The sequence below is a fragment of the Pandoraea sp. E26 genome (assembly GCF_000681415.1).
Lineage (GTDB): Bacteria > Pseudomonadota > Gammaproteobacteria > Burkholderiales > Burkholderiaceae > Pandoraea > Pandoraea pnomenusa.
In genome coordinates this window covers 53,228-73,274 of the sequence record NZ_AYXJ01000030.1, presented here as the reverse complement: position 1 = coordinate 73,274, position 20,047 = coordinate 53,228, and the positions used below count along the sequence as shown (strand labels likewise).

The following is a 20,047-nucleotide window of genomic DNA, read 5'->3' as shown; positions in this document are numbered from 1 at the left end:
ACCCTATGACAACGCGAGACCTCCCCTCTGTCGCCCTCGTCGGTCCGGGCGCCATCGGAACGACAGTGGCGGCATCCCTTCATGAGGCGGGACGCACGCCGATGATCTGCGGCCGCTCGGCGCACGAGCGGTTGGTGCTGCGCCATGATGACGGCGAGATCGTCGTGCCCGGACCGGTCGTGACCGATCCCCGGGCGGTGAAAGACAAGTTCGATCTCGTGTTCATCGCGGTGAAGGCGACGCAGGTGACAAGCGCGGCGCCCTGGATCTCCGCGCTTTGCCATGCGGAATCGGTTGTCTGCGTGTTGCAGAACGGCGTCGAGCAGAAGACCGCCTTCGCACCGTATGCGTCAGGCGCGACTGTCCTGCCTTCGGTCGTCTGGTTTCCCGCGCAGCGCGAATCCGACGCGTCGGTGTGGTTGCGCGCAAGTCCCCGGATCACGCTGCCCGATGTGCCGGAAAGCCGAAGCGTGGTCTCGGCATTGGGCGGCACGCGATGCTCGGTGGAGGTGGCGGAAAATTTCGTGACGCTCGCGTGGCGAAAGCTCTTGCAGAACGCGGTGGCGGGCCTCATGGTGCTGACGGGGCGTCGCGCGGGCATGTTCTCGCGAAGCGACATCACCGCATTGTCGCTCGCTTACCTGCGGGAGTGTCTCGAAGTCGCCCGCGCCGAGGGTGCGAAGCTGGACGATGACGTGCCGCGTGCGATCGTCGATGGGTTCCACCGGGCGCCGCCCGATCTCGGGACGTCGATCCTTGCCGACCGGCAGGGGAATCGCCCGCTCGAGTGGGATTGCCGCAATGGCGTCGTGCAACGATACGGTCGCGCTCATGGAATTCCGACGCCGATCAGCGATCTGATCGTGCCGCTTCTCGCGGCGGCCAGCGATGGGCCGGGCTAGGCGTGGCAAGGCGTCATCGTGTCGGCGGACGCTGCGGTTGATCCAAACGACGACGCAACGACATGGCAAGACAAAATTGCTATCCCCATCGGCCTGACTGGGGCGGGCATGTGTCGTCGCCGGGGTGACGGCAATGACTGTTACGTCACGAGACGTCGCCAGCCGGAGTGACTGACGGCTCATAACAACGGTGCGGCTTGCATCGTGTTCGCGAGCCGCGCGACGTCGTCAGGCCGTCAACCGTGAGGCGGAATGGCGTCCGGGTCCATCCACATCACCTCCCAGATATGACCGTCCAGATCCTCGAAGCTGCGTCCGTACATGAAGCCGAAATCCTGAACAGGCGTGGGGTCCGCCTTGCCGCCGGCGTCGGTCGCCTTCTGCACGAGTTCGGACACCTCCGCCCGTCCACCCGCTGACAGACACAGCAATACCTGGGCCTCCGCGTGCGCATCGACGATTCGCTTACCCGTGAACTGGCGCCATTTGTCGTGGGTCAGCAGCATGACGTAAATCGTCTCGGAGATCACCATGCATGCCGCGGTTTCATCCGTAAACGCGGGGTTGTTGACCGCGCCGATGGCCTCGTAGAAGGCCTGGGATCGCGGCAGGTGTGTCACGGGCAAGTTGATGAAAATCTGCTTGGTCATGATCTGGCTTCCTGTCATCGAGCGATATGTGGACTTGGGGGTGAATGTAAGCCGTGCAGCGATTGTCACGGCACTGTACTGACGACCGGGGCCGTCGATCCGGCGTACCTTACCGGCTCGCTCCCGTGACAGGAAGCCTACAGGTTGCAACGAGGCGTTGCGGAACTGGAACGCCCCCCCCAACGGACATGAGGACGGGAGGACACCAGCGATCAGGCGGTGGCCGGATCGGACGCCCACCTTGCGCGCAAGAGTTCGAGGAACACACGCACGGCCGACGTGATGCCGCGCCGGCTGGGATACATGGCGTAAAGCGTGGCCGGGCGCGAGCGCACGGCTTGCAGCACGGGCACCAGCGTGCCGCCATCGATGGCGTCCTGGCAAAGATAGGACGGCAACTGTGCCATGCCGGCGCCGCGCAGTGCGAGTTCGCGGATGACCAGCAGGTTATCCACGGCAATGCCTGGCGTGATGGCGATATCGATCGGTTTGTCATCTGCGTCGACGAACTGCCATGGCCGCGGATTTGCCAGCGTGCCCTGCGCGAGACAGGGGTAGGCGGACAACTCGTCGAGGCGCGCGGGCGGACCGTCGGCATTCAGCAAGGACGGATGGGCTACGACCATCGACGCCGATGTCGCCACCGGCATGGCGATCACGTCCTCCGAGGCGAGAGGCACAACGGCCGCGCGAATGACCAGATCCAGTCGCTCCTCGGCAAGATCGACAAAGCGATTCGAAAGCGTCAACTGCACCCGCACGCCCGGGTGCGCGCGCGCGAACTCGGCCAGGATGGGGGGAAGCGTGGTCTCGGCGATCAGCACGGACGTGTGGAGGTGGATCACGCCCGATGGCTCCGCAACGGCATTGCGCGTGAGGGCGCCGATCTTGTCGACGTGCACGGCGGCCTCTCGCGCGTGCGCGAGCACGGCCTCGCCCACCGGCGTGAGGCCGAAGGCTTGCCCCGAACGGTGCAGCAGCCGCACGCCGAGCGCGCGCTCGAGTGTCGCCACCCGGCGGGACAACCGCGACTTGGCGATCCCGGTCTCCCGCTCCGCGGCACTGAATCCGCCGGCATCGACCACGAGGGTGAAGAGCAGCAAGTCGTCGAGATGTGCGCCGCGACTCTGCAGCATAGGGACGGATGCGCTATGGACGACGGAAGCGGCTCGTGAACCTGGCATAGGAGGCGCAATAGGAGACGGAGAGGAGACTCAAACGCGGGGCCGCGAGATTGCGGTCATGCCGATGCTACCGTCAAGACGAGCCGCTGGGAAGGTCGCGGTCTTTCCGTCATCCGATTGGGGAGCCATTCCCGGGGGGGGGACAACTGTCGAGCCGCCATTGTGGATGCCCTCGTCTGGCCGAATGTTCTCGGCCGTGACAGGGCGCTAACGCCCCAATGCGGCCCCTCGCATTTCTCAAAACCAGTCACTGGGACAGCGTGTGGTGGGAGAGTCGTGCTATCCCTTCTGCCAGAGAACGTAGGCGTTGGTACCCATGGCGTCGACATTGGGCATTTCGCCGACCCGCACATGCTGAAAGAAGCCCAAACAATGACTCCATGGCGATGTGTCGGGATCGGATTCAATCCGACACGAATACCCCAACTGCTTCCACGCTATCGACCTGTCGTTATTGCAGCACGAAAGGACCTCTTGGGCGATTGCCTCGCACCAAATCAAAGCATCTTCTGCTGACTCCGCCGCGATGAAAACTCCGGTCATCGATTCATAATCTTCGATCACTCCGCGCTCGAATAGCTGTCGTGGTTCAGGTTCGTGGTATTGAAAAATGACGAGGTATTCGTGTGCCATGTCGAAGAAGATTTGTTTAACGACATCAAGTCGTGGCCTGTCGTTGCAGATTGCCGAAGAACCCAGCACAGACGTCAATCGTCCGCTTCTGACCGCACTCAGACGAACAACGTCGTCTCGCTCGCTCTGGAACCACCAAAGACACACGTCGATTCATCCCAATCGAAAAACCCTCCCGATCCATTTACAGAGATTCAACGATCGTCCCTTGGTGGTAGAGGATCTTCCAGCCTTCGGACGAACGCCTCCAAAGTGTCGCGCGCCGTGTAGTCTTAGCGCCCTGCAGCAGCGTATATGTCAGCAGGTAAGTATCGGGAGCAATTTCCTGGCAGAAAAAGTCCTTCGTCTCCCAATTGTCTTCGACCGGGCTGGCGTATCGCTCCTCCAGCGTGTCGAGCACGTACTGCCGACTATAGAGTCGTCCCGACGCTCCCACCTCCCAAAAACTGGCGTCGGTCATCGATTCGAAAGCCGCACGGTCGGTTCCACGCTCTGGCCGGTGGAAAATCGGTTCTCTCGATGACAATTCGGTTTGCACGGAGAGAAGCGCTGGGTCCGTGATTCGAGCGCGTTCCATTGCGTGGATGGCAAGGTGTCGAGATTGGGGACCAATTATCACCGCATCGGGAATCTACGTCGAGCGACCGCTCTTGGCCGATCGCAGTCGTCGGCACACTCGACATGGCGCGCCAGCGATATACAGATGAACTCGCCGATTAGCGCTGAAGCACCATAGCAGCGTAGAAAAAGAAAAAGCCCTGACAAGTCAGGGCTTTTGAATTTTGGAGGCGGGAGTCGGAATCGAACCGGCGTACACGGCTTTGCAGGCCGCTGCATGACCACTCTGCCATCCCGCCATCGGGATATGCCGCATTGTAACCACTCGCTGTCGCCATCGAGGGCGCCCGTCGGATCGATCGCCGTGGGCTCTTCGGCAAATAAAAAGGGAAGCCAGGCTTCCCTCTGGATTTGGAGCGGGAGACGAGTCTCGAACTCGCGACCTCAACCTTGGCAAGGTTGCGCTCTACCAACTGAGCTACTCCCGCATGACACCGAACACCAAGGATTCACTCACTCAATGTCCAGTGTGAAAACTGGAGCGGGAGACGAGTCTCGAACTCGCGACCTCAACCTTGGCAAGGTTGCGCTCTACCAACTGAGCTACTCCCGCATTGTCATGCGTACTACCAATCCAACCACTTCTTAAAACTTCGCTGCCGGGCTAGTGCCGTAGCAGCGAGAAGGAGATTATGTCCAAACCGCGATTCAGTGTCAAGCACCTGCACCGAAAATTTGTGGAGATTTTTCTCCTCCACCGCGCAAATCCCGCATCCTCAGAGACTTGCGCTCACATCTTGACGCCACCACGCTCGCGAATCTGCGGCCATGCGCGGCGCAGATAATACAGCATCGACCACAACGTGAGAACCGCCGCCACGTAAATCAACCACGTGCCCCAAAACCGCGTGTCGAAACGCAACCCGCCCCACGCCAGTACGCCGTTGAACAGCAACAGTGGAATCGCCACCATCTGCGCCGCCGTCTTGATCTTGCCCAACTGGTGCACCGCCACGCTGCGCGACGCGCCAATCTGCGCCATCCATTCGCGCAACGCCGAAATCGTGATCTCGCGGCCAATGATGATCAATGCCACCAACGCGTTGATCCGTCCCATCTGCAACAGCATCAGCAGCGCCGCCGCCACCATCAGCTTGTCGGCCACCGGGTCCAGAAACGCCCCGAAGGCCGACGTCTGGTTCCAGCGCCGCGCCAGAAACCCGTCGAACCAGTCGGTCAACGCCGCCAGCACGAAGATGGCGCACGCCACCCAGTTCATCTCGACCGACGACAGCCACGTCGTCGGCAAATAGTAGACGCCGACCACCAGCGGGATCAGCACGATCCGAAGCCAGGTCAGGAAGATGGGGACGTTGAAAGGCATGGCAGCATGAGTTCGGCACACAGCAGTCGACACACGGCGCACTCGGCAGCCGTACCAGACCCGCATTGTGCCGTGTATGCCCCGCAGCGACAAGGCCGGAGCGCCCGCGCGCCTGTTGACATGTGCGCCGGTGTGCCCCTATCTTGCTCGCAACCACCTGCCAATAGCGCCGATCTCGTGAAACTGCCCTGGCCCCTGTCCGCCCCGCGACGGCCGCTGCTGTCGCCGCACATCCTCATCGCGGCGCTCGTCGGGATCGACGGTCTGCTGCTCGTCGCCTCCGTGCTGCTGCGCGTGCCCGGCACCCTGCTCATCGACCTCTTCGTGCGCGGCGACATGTCCGCGCTCGAACGCATCGAAGCCACCCACCTGCCCCGGCTGCTGTTCGGCCTGAACGCCATCGAGCGCATCGACTTCTCTCACTTGCCCCGCGCACTCGTCGGCCTGGCGCTCGTCGCGCTCGCCTGCGGACTCGCCATTCGCGCACGCACCGCCTGGGCCTTCACGCTCGTGATGCTCACGCTCGCCGCCGCGATCAATTTCCACCTCGACATCCGCTTCGATCTCACGTTCGTTCTCTCGGTCGCCTGCTTCGCGCTGCTGCTTTGGTATTGGCGCGAATTCGACCGCGCCAGCTTCGCCGCCGCCACGCTCTACACACTCGTGGCCGTGTTCGCACTGCTCGTCTACTCGACGTTCGGCACGATGTACCTCGGCCGCGAATTCCAGCCCGCCGTCACCGATCTCGCCACGGCGTTCTACTTCGCCATCGTGACGATGACCACCGTGGGCTACGGCGACATCGTGCCGCATACGACCGATGCACGATTGTTCACCGCATCCGTCATCCTGTTCGGCATCAGCGTGTTCGCGACCTCGTTGACGGTCGTGATCGGCCCGCTCGTCGGCGGCAATCTCAGGAAAATTCTCGCGGGGAGATTCACTCACGTGATCAGAAAGAACCACTTCATCGTCGCCGGTACGTCGCCGCTCGCCGTCAACGTCCACCACGAACTGACCAAGCGCGGCTGGCCCGTCACAGTCATCATCGCCAACGGCTCCGACAACCCCTACCCGGAAGATGCCGACGTAATGCACGGCGACGCCAGCGACAACAATGTGCTGAGCCATGCCGGCATCGAACGCGCGAAAGCCTTGCTGGCGCTGCGGGCCGACGACTCCGAAAACGCCTTCATCGTGCTCGCCGCCAAGGAAATCGCACCGTCGGTGCGCACCATCGCTTCGGTCAACGACAGCAAGCATCTGAGCAAGCTCAAGCGCGTGCAGCCGGACATGATCTTCGCGCCGCCGGTGGTCGGCGGCGAACTGCTAGCACGCACGCTCTCCGGCGAAACCGTCGACAACGAGACCGTCATGCGGCTGCTGTTCCACGGCGACACCTGAGACGCCACCGGGCCGTTGACTCGAACCTCGCATCGGCGACACGCCGCTCAATGCAACTGGCGGTAAATCTGCTCGGCCAACGTTGTCGAGATGCCCTCCACGCTTGCCAGTTCGTCGATGCTCGCGGAAGCCACGCCCTGCAGCCCGCCGAATCGCATCAGCAACCGCTGACGGCGCTTCGCGCCGATGCCCTCGATCTCCTCGAGCCGCGACGTCTGGCGCGCCTTCGCGCGCTTGGCCCGCATGCCGGTGATGGCAAAACGGTGCGCCTCGTCGCGAATCTGCGCGATCAACATCAGCACGGCGCTCTCGCGCCCAAGCTCCAGCGGGGCGCGTCCGTCGGCGAAGATCAGCGTCTCGAGGCCCACCTTGCGGCCCTCGCCCTTGGCCACCCCCACCAGCCGTCCGATGTCGATGCCCAGCTCGACGAAGACCTGTCGCGCCACTTCGACCTGCCCCTTGCCGCCGTCGATCAGCACCAGTTGCGGCAGATTGCCCTCCACGTCCGAAGCGTCCGACGGCGCCGACGGCGCAGCCGCCGTCCCGGGCGCGCCGCTAACCTGGCTTGCATCGCCCGCCGACACTGCGGCGCTGTCGGGCATCACCTCCGTGCCGGCCTCCGCTCGCGCGACATCGGCCGCCACGGACGACGGGTCAGTCGCGTCGCTCACGGTCGAGGCGGCCGCCTCCATCAAGCGGCCGTACCGGCGCGTGAGCACCTGACGCATCGCCGCGTAATCGTCGCCCGGCGTAATGCCGGTGATGTTGTAGCGACGGTATTCGCTCGTCTGCATCTTGTGATGATGGAACACCACGCACGACGCCTGCGTCGCTTCGCCCTGCGTGTGGCTGATGTCGAAGCATTCCACGCGCAGCAGCGCCGGGTCGTCGATGTCGAGCCCGATCGTCTGCACCAGCTCGCGCGTTCGGGCCTGCTGACTGCCCTGCTCCGTCAACAACCGGGTCAGCGCCAACTGCGCCCCCTGCAACGCCATGTCGAGCCATGCGCGGCGCTGGCCCTGCGGTTGCCGCACCATGGCGATACGGCGGCCGGCCTGCTCCGACAATGCGGCGAGCAACTCGTCGCTCGGCAATGCGTGGCTCACGATCAGCACCGGCGGCACGGACTGGCCCAGATAGTGCTGCGCGACGAACGCCTCCAGCAACCTCGACTCGAGCGATGCCGACGGCGTATCCGACGGCATATCCGACGGCATCTCGCCCGCGATGTCGCCGGCGGTTCCGGCTTCGTGCGATTCGTCATCGGCGGCCGTCGCCGGAATGGCGGCGTCCTCGTCGAACTCGTCGGCAATGCCGCCCTCGACGCCACGCTCCACATGCGCCGGAAAGTACGCTTTGTCGCCCAGGTGACGCCCGCCGCGCACCATGGCGAGGTTCACGCACGCGCGGCCGCCCGCGTAGGCGACAGCAAGAATGTCGGCATCGACATCGCCCGCGGTCTCCACCGACTGCTGCTGGAGCACGCCGGAAAGCGCCTGCATCTGATTGCGCACGACCGCCGCCTGCTCGAACTGAAGCGCCTCGGCGTACGCCATCATCTTGCTCTCCAACGCGCCGAGCACTTCGTTCTGGCGCCCCGAGAGGAACGCCGCCGCATTGTTCACGTCGCGGGCATAGTCTTCGTCCTGAATCGCGCCGACGCATGGCGCGCTGCACCGCTCGATCTGATGCAGCAGGCACGGGCGCGTGCGATTCGAAAAGACCGAGTCCTCGCAGGTCCGCAACTGGAAAACCTTCTGGAGAATCTGGATGCTCTCACGCACGGCCCACGCGCTCGGGAACGGCCCGAAGTACTGCCCGCGACGATCCACCGATCCCCGGTAATACGCCATGCGCGGATACTTGTGCTGCGTGAGCTTCAGAAACGGATACGACTTGTCGTCGCGGAACAGAATGTTGTACCGGGGATGCAGCGCCTTGATCAGGTTATTCTCGAGCAGCAGCGCCTCGGTTTCCGATCGCGTGACGGTCGTCTCGAGTTTCGCGATGCGCGCGACCATCAATGCGATGCGCGGCGAGAGCTGCGTCTTGTTGAAGTAGCTCGACACGCGCTTCTTGAGATTGCGCGCCTTGCCAACGTACAGCACGTTGCCCGCCGCATCGTAGTAGCGGTAGACGCCCGGCAGATTGGGCAGTTGCGCGAGCAACTTGCGGGCGTCGAACAGCGGCGCGTCGTTCGCCGTCTGTGCCGAAGGGGCCGGCGGTTGCGCGGCATCCGTCGCCGTGGCGGCTTTCGCCTTGCGGGACTTGCGCGGAGGGACGACGTCGTTGGCGTCTTCTGTCATGGACTCTGGCGATCGGGGCTTCACTGCGAGTGCCGCGCTGACGACTTGGCGCCGATGGCGAACGTCACGCGTCACAGGGACTAAAATCAGAAGTTTAGACCAATCCGCGTTGCCGCTTCTCAATGTCCCTGTCCACCTCATCCCACGCTGCGAGCGCCTTTCCCCTGGTGCCCCGCTGCGATCTGTTCTGCACCGTCGTCGACAATTTCGGCGACATCGGCGTGTGCTGGCGACTCGCCCGGCAACTCGTGCGGGAGCATGGCTGGTCGGTGCGGCTGTGGGTCGACGACCTCGCAAGTTTCCGTCACCTGCGCCCGGACATCGACACCTCGCGCGCCGCACAGCGGTGCGACGGCGTTGACGTGAGGCGCTGGGATGCCGACTTCGGCCCGGTGACCGACGACAATGCGCCGGGCGACATCGTCATCGAGGCGTTCGCCTGCCGGATTCCCGAGACCTACGTCGAGGCGATGCACGCGCGCAAGCTGGCCGGCAATGCGCCGGTCTGGATCAATCTCGACTATCTGAGCGCCGAAGACTGGGTGGAAGGCTGCCATCTGCAGAAATCGGTGCACCCACAACTGGGGCTCCTCAAGACGTTCTTTTTCCCCGGCTTCACCGAGCGCACGGGCGGCCTCGCACGCGAACGCGAACTGCTTTCGCGCAGAGACGCCTTCCTCGCATCGCGCGAGTTGCAGGACGCCTGGTGGCAACGCGTGCCCGGACTCGCCGAGGCGCCGCGAGACGCCCTCGTGATTTCGCTCTTCGCCTACGAAAACGCCGCGCTGCCGGCGTTGCTCGACCAATGGGCCAGCAGCACGACGCCGATCGTCTGCCTCGTCCCGCAGGGGCGCATCGCGCCTGCGGTGGGCGCCTGGTTCGGCCGCGATGCCCTTGCCCCACGCGAGTCGGCGTCGCGCGGGGCGCTGACGGTCCTTGGGCTGCCGTTCGTTCCGCAGTCCGAATTCGACACGCTGCTGTGGGCCTGCGACCTGAATTTCGTGCGCGGGGAAGATTCGTTCGTGCGGGCGCAATGGGCGGCCAAACCGTTCGTCTGGCACATTTATCCGCAGCGCGAAAACGCCCACCATGAGAAGCTGGACGCCTTCCTCTCACGCTATCTGAGCGACTGGGCCGCTCGCAAGGCCGACGCCGGCACCGATGCCGCGCCATTGAGCCACGCTGCCCGTGAGGCGCTGCGCACTTTCTGGCATCTCTGGAACGGTTACGCCAGCACGGCGCCGGACTGGCCGGCACTGGCCGCCGCCTTGCCGGAATTGCAGCGGTACGCGCGGGTGTGGGCCAACGCGCAGGCGACGCTCCCCGACCTCGCGCGACAACTGGCAAGCTTTGCGGAAAATCAGGTAAAATAGCTGGTTTTTCAACGCTTTGCTGCTGAACCGCTGTCCCGGATCGTTCCGGCGGATGCGGGAATCAAGCGGCGAATGAGCGTATGGAAGCGCTCAACAAGCGGCAAATCGCTTATTTCGTCACAGGATCTCGTTTTTTATGAAAACCGCTCAAGAACTCCGCGTCGGCAACGTCGTCATGATCGACGGCGAGCCCAATGTCGTACTCAAGACCGAATACGTCAAGTCGGGCCGTAACTCCAGCGTCGTCAAGATGAAGTACAAGAAGCTGCTGAGCGAAGGCCGCGGCGAATTCGCGTACAAGGCCGACGACAAGTTCGACGTCGTCGTGCTCGACAAGAAGGAAGTGACCTACTCGTACTTCGCCGACCCGATGTACGTGTTCATGGACGCCGACTACAACCAGTACGAAGTCGAAGCCGAGAACATGGACAACGCCATCAAGTACCTGGAAGACGGTATGCCCTGCGAAGTCGTGTTCTACAACGACAAGGCCATCTCGGTCGAACTCCCGACGTCGCTCGTGCGCACTGTCGAATACACCGAGCCGGCCGTCAAGGGCGACACGTCGTCGGGCCGCGTGCTGAAGAACGCCAAGATCAACGATCTGCTGGAAATCCAGGTGCCGCTGTTCGTCAACACCGGCGACAAGATCGAAATCGACACGCGCGACGACTCGTATCGCAGCCGCGTCTAAGCGTTAGCGGACCGCCGCGGCGCCCTCGGGCAACGCGGCCGTCACGTAACGAAAAAAGCGCTCGTCCCTTCGGGATCGAGCGCTTTTTGTTTGCGCGTCGCGGTTGGCGATCGGGTCGTCCGGCCACCCGCCCGATCACCCACTCGGCCTATGCGCCGAACGTCTGCGCGATGAGGCGCTTCGCGGCCTGGTACTCCGGCTGGGTCTGCATCTTCTCCCAGCCGTGCGCCTTGCCGCGCCCCTTCAAATGCTTGATACGACGTTGCGACACCGGATCGGGCGTCGACGTCATCTCGCGCAGCAGACGATCGGCTTTCTCCGGGCTATTGCAGATGAGCACCATATCGCAACCGGCTGCCATCGCCGCATGCGCGGCGCTCACGACGTCGCCTGCCGCGCTGGCGCCCTGCATCGACAGATCGTCGCTGAAAATCACGCCATCGAAGCCATATCGCCCACGCAGGATGTCCTTGAGCCACTTCGACGAAAAGCCCGCGGGATTCGGATCGACCTGCGGGTAGATCACGTGCGCCGGCATGACCGCCGAGAGCGACATGCCGAGCCAGTCGTACGGCTGCGCGTCGACGGACAGGATTTCGTCGAGCGAGCGCTCGTCGACCGGAATCTCGTGGTGCGAATCGGCCGCGACAAAACCATGCCCCGGGAAATGCTTGCCGCAGTTCGCCATGCCGGCGAGCAGCAGGCCGTGATTCAGACTCTTGGCCAGCATGGCCACCACGCGCGGGTCGGCATCGAACGCGCGGTCGCCGATGACCGTCGACGTGCCATAGTCCAGGTCCAACACCGGCGTGAAGCTCAGATCGATGTCACAGGCACGCAGTTCGGACGCCAGCACGTAGCCCACCGCCGTCGCCGCGCGCGTGGCCGTGAACACGTCCTCGTGCCAGAGCTTGCCCAGCTTGCCCATCGCGGGCAGATGCGTGAAGCCGTCGGTGCGAAAACGTTGCACGCGCCCGCCCTCGTGGTCCACCGCGATCAGGATGTCGTCGCGCACCTCGCGAATCTGCTTCGTGAGCGAACACAGTTGCGCGCGGTCGTCGAAATTGCGGGCAAACAGGATGACACCCCCGGTCAGCGGGTGATCGATGCGGCGGATGTCGTCCTCACTGAGGGTCAGCCCGACGACGTCCAGCATCACCGGGCCCGGCCTGCGCTTCGTCATTGCGTATTCTCCGATGCAATATTGCCAATGTTGCCTAAGTTACGTGACGCGATCGCAAACGCGACCGCATATTCCTTCTCGTCCGTGATCGAGATTTCGATCGTCAACTGCCGCTCGGCCAGCCACTGCACCAAGGCGCCCGAGGCAACCACTACGGGCTTGCCCGATGGCGCATTGAGCGTTTGCACGGCACGCCACGTCATGGGCGAGCGCATGCCGAGCCCGATGGCCTTCGACACGGCTTCCTTCGCCGCGAAACGGGTACACAGATAGGCCAGCCCGCGCGCTTCGGAGCGATTCCGACGCGCGTGATACACCTTGAGTTCCTCCGGACCCAGCACGCGCTCGGCGAAACGTCCACGGGTGCGCTCCATCACGCCGATCACGCGGCTGATCTGAAGAATGTCGGTGCCAACGCCGTAGAGCGTCGTGGCCAGCGGGGCCGCCGGCGTCGACACCGGCGTCGGCGACTGGGGTTGCGACTGAGATGGCGACGGGGTCGGCGCCTGGGACGACGGTGAGGACACCGGGGACGGCGGAGTGGATTCGCTCATGGGCAGACGTAGACCATGTTGCCGCGGTTCAGCCGCGCGCCGCGATACGGCTGGCGACCATGATGGCCTTCATCTCGCGAACGGCGTTTTCCCAACCGGCAAAAATGGCGTGGGCCACGATCGCATGGCCGATGTTCAGCTCGGAAATACCCTCGATGGCGGCGATCGGCTGCACATTTTCATAGTGCAACCCGTGCCCCGCGTTCACGCGAAGGCCCAGCGACAGACCCAGCGCCACGGCACGCTCGATGCGCGCGAACTCCGCCTCGCGCGCGGCTTCGTCGTGGGCTTCGGCATACCGCCCGGTGTGCAGCTCGACCACGGGCGCCCCCATGCGGGCGGCGGCACGAATCGGCGCCTCGTCCGGGTCGATGAACAGCGACACGCGACTGCCCGCCGCGGCAAGCTGCTGCGTGGCCGCAGCCACCCGGTCGTAGAGGCCGACGACATCCAGCCCACCCTCGGTCGTCAGTTCCTGGCGACGCTCCGGCACGAGGCAGACGTCGTGCGGCTTCACGCGGCACGCGATCGCCAGCATCTCTTCCGTCACGGCGCACTCGAGGTTCATGCGCGTCATCAGCTTGTCGCGCAGGTTCGTCACGTCGTCATCGCGAATGTGACGACGATCCTCGCGCAGATGCAGCGTGATGACATCCGCGCCCGCTTCTTCGGCCAGCAACGCAGCCTTGATCGGATCGGGGTACGAGGTACCGCGCGCATTGCGCACGGTCGCGACGTGATCGATGTTCACCCCCAGGTCGATGGGGTTGCCTTGGAAGAAGAGGCTCATAGTTTTTGCAGGTCGAGCAGGATCTGCCGGGTATTGAGCGGCACACCGCCCAAATGGTGATTGAGAAGAAAGCGCATGAGCAGCTTGCTTTGCTGCACGGTCTGCGCCCGCGAGTAGTCGTCCTGCTCCATGTCGAGCAAGGTCTGCCCGCTGATGACGGGCCAGTCGGACGGCTCGTCGCCGAGCGCCGGTCGCACGCCCCAGTCGGGATGGAACACGTAGCGACGTTCGGGCACGACCTTGCCGCGCGTTTGCGTGCAACGGTCGAATGCCACGGCGTAGCCAGTCTCGCGCAGCAGCACGCGTTCGAACGCCCGCAGGATGATGCCCGCCGGCTCGCCGTGCGCGAGATGATGCAGGGTCGTGAGATAGTGCTGGAACAACTTGTCGTGCGGGTCGTCGCGCGCGCAGAACTTCACCAGCAATTCGTTGAGGTAGAAGCCGGAGAGCAAGGCGTCGCCCTCGAGCGGACGCAAGCCACCGACCCATTCGGCCTTGGTCAATGTCCTTAGCTCGCCTTTGCCGAGCCAGGCGAGCGAGAGCGGCTGGAACGTCTGGAGCACACCGCGCAGTGCCGAATGTGGACGCTTCGCCCCCTTCGCCACCAGCGCAATCCGACCATGGTCGCGCGTGAGCACGTCGATAATCAGGCTGGTCTCGCGATACGGATAGCTGTGGAGCACAAAGCCGGGCTGCTCCGTCACCCGGCTTTGCTCGCGCTCGGCCGCCTTCGCTGGCGACGTCACGCGACGCACCCGCTTCGTCTCGCGTTTCGCGGCGTCGGCGTTTGTTTCGGCCTGCTGGAAGGCCTCCGACGCATCGTCGTCCACCGCACGGGGGCGCGCGCTGCGCGGCTGACGCGAGCTCCGCGCACCCGATGCGGCCGTGCTGCCTGCCGTGGCCTCGCTTCGCGATGCGCGCGGCGCGGCCGCCGCAGCCGGCGTTACCGATTCCGGCGCGGAAACTTCGTCACGGGTCGTGTCGAGTTCACTCGTAGCCATACGCCCGCAGGCCGGCCTCGTTGTCGGCCCAGCCGCCCTTGACCTTGATCCAGACCTCCAGATACACCGGCCCGTCGAAGAGCTTCACCATGTCGAGGCGAGCATCGGTGGAAATCTGCTTGAGCTTGGCCCCCTTGTTGCCGATGATCATCGCCTTGTGGCTGTCGCGATCGACCAGGATAGTGGCAAAAATACGCCGCAGATTGCCTTCCTGCTCGAACTTGTCGATGATGACCGTGCTGGTGTAGGGCAACTCGTCGCCGGTCCAGCGGAAGACCTTCTCGCGAAGGATTTCAGCGGCCATGAAGCGCTCGCTGCGATCGGTAAGATCGTCTTCGCCGTAGATTGGATCTCCTTCGAGCAGGTACGGACGCAGCACGCCCAGCAGGCGCTTGATGTCGTCCGGACGCTTAGCCGAAAGCGGCACGATCTCACGGAAGTCGCGCGCCTCACCCACCTTGCGCAGGAACGGCAGCATTTCGGCCTTGTCGGCAATCCGATCGAGCTTGTTGACGATCAGCAGCACCGGCGTGGTCTCCGGCAGGAGCTTGAGCACCTTTTCGTCGTCCGGGCCGAAGTTGCCCGCTTCGATGACGAACAGCACGACATCGACGCTCGACAGCGTGGACGTCACGGCGCGATTGAGAGAACGGTTCAGCGCCGTTGCGTGACGCGTCTGGAAGCCCGGCGTATCGACGAAGATGTACTGCGCGTCGTCCGTGGTGCAGATGCCGGTAATGCGATGTCGCGTCGTCTGCGCCTTGCGCGACGTAATGCTGATCTTCTGACCGACGAGGGCGTTGAGCAACGTCGATTTGCCGACGTTCGGACGCCCGACGATCGCCACGGTCCCGCAGCGAAAATCCGTCTTATCGTTCATGGTGGGTAACTCTCTTGAAAGGGGCCGGCGCGATGCGCGCCCCTTGAATGGGACTCAGGCGGCTGCCGGGGGTTGCTTGGCGGCGTCGATCTTGTCGGACGCCTTTTCCGATGTCTTTTCCTGCGCTTTCTCGGGCGTTCGCTCCACCGCCTTTTCGGCCGTCGCCGCGCGCGACGCGACGTTGCCGCCCGATGCCGTCATGGCGGGTGCGCTGGACGCGCCGGCGGTACCTTCTCTCGACTCCCTGCCGTCCTTCACATCCTTCACGTCCTTCGGTTCGCGAATTTCCACAGGGGCCACAACGCTCATCTGCCCCGCCTTCTCCGCCTTCTTGGCCTCGGAGGCGGCGGCCTTCGCCGCGCGTTTTTTCGCCGCCTTGGCGCTCTTCTCGGCCTTCGGCTTCGCAAGTGCCGGCATCTTCTGCACTTCTTCCAGCGCCTTTTTCGCGGCCGCCTGCTCCGCGGCGCGACGGCTGGCACCGGATCCGCCCACCTTGATGTCCAGCTTCGGCACCGTGCACTCCACCTCGAATTGCTGGTTGTGCGCGGCACCGTGCGTGGCGATCACTGTGTACTGCGGCAGTGCAATCTTGTGACCTTGCAGATACTCCTGCAGCAGCGTCTTCGCATCCTTGCCGAGGGTCTTCGGATCGACATGCTCCAGTACCGGCGTATACAGACGCTCGATCACCGCGTAAGCCGCTTCGAACCCGCCGTCGAGATACATCGCGCCGAACAGCGCCTCCAGCGTATCGGCCAGAATCGACGGGCGACGGAATCCACCGCTCTTGAGCTCACCTTCGCCCAGACGCAGGAAATCCGACACGCCAAGCGTCTGCGCAATTTCGTACAGGGACTGCTGCTTGACGAGATTGGCGCGCACACGCGAGAGGTCGCCTTCGTCGAGCTTGCCGTAGCGACGGAACAGAATGGCCGCGACGGAACAGTTCAGAATGGAATCGCCGAGAAACTCCAACCGCTCATTGTTGGCGGCACTGTGGCTACGATGCGTCAATGCTTGGCAAAGCAATTCCGCATCGTGGAAGCGATACTGGAGGCGTTCTTCCAGTTGGTTCAGAGATTGAGGCATGGCGCAAGTATAGCGCGACGCTCCCGCCCCGGCGTGCGTCGTCGCCAAGAAACGACGCGCTTAACGGCCGTCGGACGGGCTTTTCGGACTCGCTTGAGCGTGATGGATCGGAGATTTCCGAGGTGAGCATGACGTCATCTCCCCGGCGGTCACTACCCGCCACATCATTACCCACGAATCACAAAACAATAATGCGAAAATTGGCAAATTATTGCCAATTTTCGCATCAATAAAATCTTACCTCGGAAGGATGATTTCCCCGGGGCGCGCGAGCGGCTTACTGGAATTTGCCGAGGCGCTTGAGATTCGAGAAGTTCATCCAGATGAAGAATGCGCGCCCCACGATGTTCTGCTCGGGCACAAAGCCCCAGTAGCGACTGTCCGCACTGTTGTCGCGGTTGTCGCCCATCATGAAATAGTTGCCCGGCGGCACCTTGCAGATCACGCCCTGGCTGTTGTACTGGCAGTTCTGCTTGTTCGGGAAGTCGTCGGCGCCCATGATATACGGCGGCACGTTCGGATCGTTCAGAATCCGGTGCTTCACGCCTCCCACCGTTTCTTCGAATTGCTTGAAGTAGGCGATGTGTTCGTCGTCGAAATAATCCGGCATGGCGGTTTCCGGCACCGGCACGCCGTTGACCGTCAGCTTCTTGTTCTGGTACGCCACCACGTCGCCCGGCACGCCGATCACGCGCTTGATGTAGTCCATGGACTCATCCTTCGGGTAGCGGAACACGACCACGTCGCCGCGCTTGGGCTCGCCCACGTCGATGATCTTCGTGTTGATCACCGGCAGGCGAATGCCGTAGTCGAACTTGTTCACGAGGATGAAATCGCCCACGAGCAGCGTCGGGATCATGGAACCCGACGGAATCTTGAACGGCTCGACCACGAACGAGCGCAGTACGAACACCGCCAGAATCACCGGGAAGAAGCTCGCCGAGTACTCGAGCCACCACGGCTGGCGCAGCTTCTCGTCGCGTAGCTTCGCGCGCGCGCTTGCCACCGCGCCGCCTTCCTGGGCACCGGAGCCCTGAATGCCGGAACCCTGCAACGAGAGCTGCTGCTGATCGAACTGCGCCACGGCCTCCTGTGCGGCCCGGCGGCGCGCCGGTTGAAACACCAACTTGTCGGCCACCCAGGCCACCCCGGTCACCAGCACCAGGATCAAAAGAATCAGGGCGAAATTCATGCGGGACCTGTCGCTACGTTATTTGTCTTCGACTTGCAAAATGGCAAGGAACGCTTCCTGAGGAATTTCAACGCTCCCCACCTGCTTCATGCGCTTCTTGCCTTCCTTCTGTTTCTCGAGCAGCTTCTTCTTGCGTGTGATGTCGCCACCATAGCACTTCGCCAGCACGTTCTTGCGCAGCGCCTTGATATTTTCACGCGCGATGATGTTCGCGCCGATGGCCGCCTGGATCGCAACATCGTACATCTGGCGCGGAATGATCTCGCGCATCTTCGCGGCCACCTGCGCACCGCGGCGACGGCTCTCCGAACGGTGCACGATGATCGACAACGCATCGACCTTGTCACTGTTGATGAGCATGTCGACCTTGACCACGTCCGACGCGCGGTATTCCTTGAATTCGTAGTCCATCGAGGCGTAGCCGCGCGACACCGACTTCAGACGATCGAAGAAATCGAGCACGATTTCGGCCATCGGAATTTCATAGATCAGGCGCACCTGGCGGCCGTGATACTGCATGTCGATCTGGACACCGCGCTTTTGCTGGCACAGCGTGACGACCGGGCCGACGTATTCCTGCGGCATGTACAGATTGACCGTGACGATCGGCTCGCGAATTTCTTCGATGCGGCCCGGGTCCGGCATCTTCGACGGGTTTTCCACCGACACCACCGTGCCGTCGCGCTCGGTTACCTCATAGATCACGGTCGGCGCCGTGGTGATGAGGTCCATGTCGAACTCGCGCTCGAGACGTTCCTGCACGATTTCCATGTGCAGCAGACCGAGGAAGCCGCAACGGAAGCCGAAGCCCAGCGCCTGCGACACTTCCGGTTCGTATTGCAGCGATGCGTCGTTGAGCTTGAGCTTTTCGAGCGATTCGCGCAGCGCGTCGTACTGGTTCGCCTCGACCGGATACAGGCCCGCGAACACCTGCGGCTTGACTTCCTTGAAGCCCGGCAACGGTTCCGGCGCGGGCTTGGTCGTGGTCGTCAACGCGTGCGTGACGGTATCGCCCACCTTCGCGGCACCCAGTTCCTTGATGCCCGAAATGATGAAGCCCACCTGACCGGCCGACAGCGACGTGCGTTGCTGCGACTTCGGGGTGAACACGCCGACCTGCTCGACCAGATGGGTCGAACCCGTGGCCATCAGAAGAATCTTGTCCTTGGGCTTGAGCGTGCCGTTCACGACACGCACGAGCATCACCACGCCCACGTAGCTGTCGAACCACGAGTCGATGATCAACGCCTGCAGCGGCGCGTTGGCATTGCCCTTGGGCGGCGGCACCTTGGCGATCAGCGCCTCGAGCACGTCTTCCACACCGAAACCGGTCTTTGCCGAACAGCGCACGGCGTCGGTCGCCTCGATACCGATAACGTCCTCGATCTCCTGGATCGCGTTCTCGGGCTCGGCCGACGGCAGATCGATCTTGTTGAGCACCGGCACGACTTCCACGCCCAGTTCGATGGCCGTGTAGCAGTTCGCCACGGTCTGGGCTTCCACCCCCTGCGAGGCGTCGACCACTAGCAGCGCGCCTTCGCATGCGGACAGCGAGCGGCTCACTTCGTACGAGAAGTCGACGTGTCCGGGCGTGTCGATGAGATTCAGGTTGTAGATCTTGCCATCACGCGCCTTGTATTGAAGCGCGGCCGTCTGGGCCTTGATGGTGATGCCGCGCTCGCGCTCGAGGTCCATCGAGTCGAGCACCCGCGATTCCATTTCACGATCGGACAAACCGCCGCTCAACTGGATGATGCGATCGGCCAGGGTCGATTTCCCGTGGTCGATGTGGGCGATGATCGAAAAATTGCGAATAAGGTCCATGAGGCGGGCTATAGAAAAGTCGGTGCCATCGGATTCGGCTCGGCAGCGGCTTTCGAGAGAATCGGCAAACACGACATTTTAGCCGAAAGCGCATCGATTCCGTCCGGAATCGGATGCCTCGCGGCGTTTTACCGGTAATGACGGGAAGGTTTCGAGGACGTTCGTGGAATACGCTCGCGGCGTGGCGTGGATCCGCCTCACTCGGCGGGGAAGACGGCGGCAACGGCAGCCGCGTCGAATCGGTACCGGCACAACTCGCGATCGCCGAGCGCAAGCACCGGCACGATTTCATCGTACTTCGCTTCGAGCGCCGGGTCGCTGTCGACATCGACGACAGTGACGGAGAAATCGCGCGCCGGACGCCACGCTTCGAGGGCCGCCAGCATGTCATCGCACAGATGACACCACTTGCGGCCGTATAGCGTGAACGCCGGCGCACTCATGAG

Annotated in this window: 19 protein-coding genes and 3 tRNA genes; 4 read left to right on the top strand and 18 right to left on the bottom strand. The window is 63.2% G+C overall.

The window, feature by feature from the left end; translation table 11 throughout:
* Window positions 1-5: 5 nt before the first annotated feature.
* Complete coding sequence (locus W930_RS0118975; RefSeq protein ID WP_023594438.1) at window positions 6-902, top strand: oxidoreductase; 897 nt, start codon at window positions 6-8, stop codon at window positions 900-902.
* Between the two features lie 236 nt (window positions 903-1,138).
* Here the strand turns inward: W930_RS0118975 and W930_RS0118970 are convergent, their stop codons facing one another.
* The 8 genes from W930_RS0118970 to pgsA form a co-directional block, all read right to left on the bottom strand.
* On the bottom strand, window positions 1,139-1,552 hold the full coding sequence (locus W930_RS0118970) for a VOC family protein (RefSeq protein ID WP_023594437.1): 414 nt from the start codon (window positions 1,550-1,552) through the stop codon (window positions 1,139-1,141).
* Between the two features lie 212 nt (window positions 1,553-1,764).
* Entirely contained in the window at window positions 1,765-2,688 is a 924-nt protein-coding gene (locus tag W930_RS0118965; RefSeq protein ID WP_023872195.1) for a LysR family transcriptional regulator, read from the bottom strand.
* 327 nt (window positions 2,689-3,015) lie between these two features.
* On the bottom strand, window positions 3,016-3,438 hold the full coding sequence (locus W930_RS0118960) for a hypothetical protein (protein WP_224785287.1): 423 nt from the start codon (window positions 3,436-3,438) through the stop codon (window positions 3,016-3,018).
* A 115-nt stretch (window positions 3,439-3,553) separates the two neighbouring features.
* On the bottom strand, window positions 3,554-3,946 hold the full coding sequence (locus W930_RS0118955) for a DUF4440 domain-containing protein (RefSeq protein ID WP_023594434.1): 393 nt from the start codon (window positions 3,944-3,946) through the stop codon (window positions 3,554-3,556).
* 206 nt (window positions 3,947-4,152) lie between these two features.
* Window positions 4,153-4,226, bottom strand: a tRNA-Cys gene (locus tag W930_RS0118950).
* Window positions 4,227-4,339: 113 nt separating this feature from the next.
* A tRNA-Gly gene (locus W930_RS0118945) sits at window positions 4,340-4,415 on the bottom strand.
* 49 nt (window positions 4,416-4,464) lie between these two features.
* Window positions 4,465-4,540: transfer RNA gene (locus W930_RS0118940), tRNA-Gly, on the bottom strand.
* A gap of 177 nt (window positions 4,541-4,717) precedes the next feature.
* Window positions 4,718-5,311, bottom strand: a complete 594-nt coding sequence (pgsA, locus tag W930_RS0118935) for a CDP-diacylglycerol--glycerol-3-phosphate 3-phosphatidyltransferase (protein ID WP_023594433.1) — start codon at window positions 5,309-5,311, stop codon at window positions 4,718-4,720.
* 177 nt (window positions 5,312-5,488) lie between these two features.
* Between pgsA and kch the strand changes: the two genes are divergently transcribed.
* Complete coding sequence (gene kch / locus W930_RS0118930; protein ID WP_024788600.1) at window positions 5,489-6,715, top strand: voltage-gated potassium channel protein; 1,227 nt, start codon at window positions 5,489-5,491, stop codon at window positions 6,713-6,715.
* A gap of 47 nt (window positions 6,716-6,762) precedes the next feature.
* On the opposite strand, the gene uvrC is transcribed toward kch, so the two are convergent.
* Window positions 6,763-9,021 carry an excinuclease ABC subunit UvrC gene (gene uvrC / locus W930_RS0118925; protein ID WP_023594431.1) on the bottom strand — a complete coding sequence of 753 codons (2,259 nt, stop codon included), beginning with the start codon at window positions 9,019-9,021 and terminating at the stop codon, window positions 6,763-6,765.
* A gap of 122 nt (window positions 9,022-9,143) precedes the next feature.
* Between uvrC and earP the strand changes: the two genes are divergently transcribed.
* Both earP and efp read left to right on the top strand, forming a co-directional pair.
* A complete protein-coding gene (gene earP, locus W930_RS0118920; RefSeq protein ID WP_023872198.1) occupies window positions 9,144-10,394 on the top strand; it encodes an elongation factor P maturation arginine rhamnosyltransferase EarP in 1,251 nt (416 codons plus the stop codon).
* A 136-nt stretch (window positions 10,395-10,530) separates the two neighbouring features.
* The gene (efp, locus tag W930_RS0118915) at window positions 10,531-11,088 is read left to right on the top strand and encodes an elongation factor P (RefSeq protein WP_023594429.1); all 558 of its coding nucleotides are present in this window, start codon (window positions 10,531-10,533) and stop codon (window positions 11,086-11,088) included.
* Between the two features lie 148 nt (window positions 11,089-11,236).
* Here efp and nagZ read toward each other — a convergent pair whose 3' ends face one another.
* From nagZ to W930_RS0118870, 9 genes are all read right to left on the bottom strand, one after another.
* On the bottom strand, window positions 11,237-12,271 hold the full coding sequence (nagZ, locus tag W930_RS0118910; RefSeq protein WP_023872199.1) for a beta-N-acetylhexosaminidase: 1,035 nt from the start codon (window positions 12,269-12,271) through the stop codon (window positions 11,237-11,239).
* A complete protein-coding gene (acpS, locus tag W930_RS28140; RefSeq protein WP_023594427.1) occupies window positions 12,268-12,729 on the bottom strand; it encodes a holo-ACP synthase in 462 nt (153 codons plus the stop codon). The genes nagZ and acpS overlap by 4 nt, the downstream gene beginning before the upstream one ends.
* A gap of 124 nt (window positions 12,730-12,853) precedes the next feature.
* On the bottom strand, window positions 12,854-13,615 hold the full coding sequence (gene pdxJ / locus W930_RS0118900) for a pyridoxine 5'-phosphate synthase (RefSeq protein WP_023872200.1): 762 nt from the start codon (window positions 13,613-13,615) through the stop codon (window positions 12,854-12,856).
* Window positions 13,612-14,616, bottom strand: coding sequence for a DNA repair protein RecO (gene recO, locus W930_RS0118895; protein ID WP_023872201.1), 1,005 nt, complete (start codon window positions 14,614-14,616; stop codon window positions 13,612-13,614). Before recO ends, pdxJ begins: the two co-directional genes overlap by 4 nt.
* On the bottom strand, window positions 14,603-15,496 hold the full coding sequence (gene era / locus W930_RS0118890; protein ID WP_023594424.1) for a GTPase Era: 894 nt from the start codon (window positions 15,494-15,496) through the stop codon (window positions 14,603-14,605). Before era ends, recO begins: the two co-directional genes overlap by 14 nt.
* A 54-nt stretch (window positions 15,497-15,550) precedes the next feature.
* Window positions 15,551-16,585, bottom strand: coding sequence for a ribonuclease III (rnc, locus tag W930_RS28135; protein ID WP_023872202.1), 1,035 nt, complete (start codon window positions 16,583-16,585; stop codon window positions 15,551-15,553).
* A gap of 277 nt (window positions 16,586-16,862) precedes the next feature.
* Window positions 16,863-17,777, bottom strand: coding sequence for a signal peptidase I (gene lepB / locus W930_RS0118880; RefSeq protein ID WP_023594422.1), 915 nt, complete (start codon window positions 17,775-17,777; stop codon window positions 16,863-16,865).
* An 18-nt stretch (window positions 17,778-17,795) separates the two neighbouring features.
* Window positions 17,796-19,601 carry a translation elongation factor 4 gene (gene lepA / locus W930_RS0118875; RefSeq protein ID WP_023872203.1) on the bottom strand — a complete coding sequence of 602 codons (1,806 nt, stop codon included), beginning with the start codon at window positions 19,599-19,601 and terminating at the stop codon, window positions 17,796-17,798.
* Between the two features lie 197 nt (window positions 19,602-19,798).
* Window positions 19,799-20,044, bottom strand: coding sequence for a glutaredoxin family protein (locus W930_RS0118870; protein WP_023872204.1), 246 nt, complete (start codon window positions 20,042-20,044; stop codon window positions 19,799-19,801).
* Window positions 20,045-20,047: the final 3 nt, after the last annotated feature.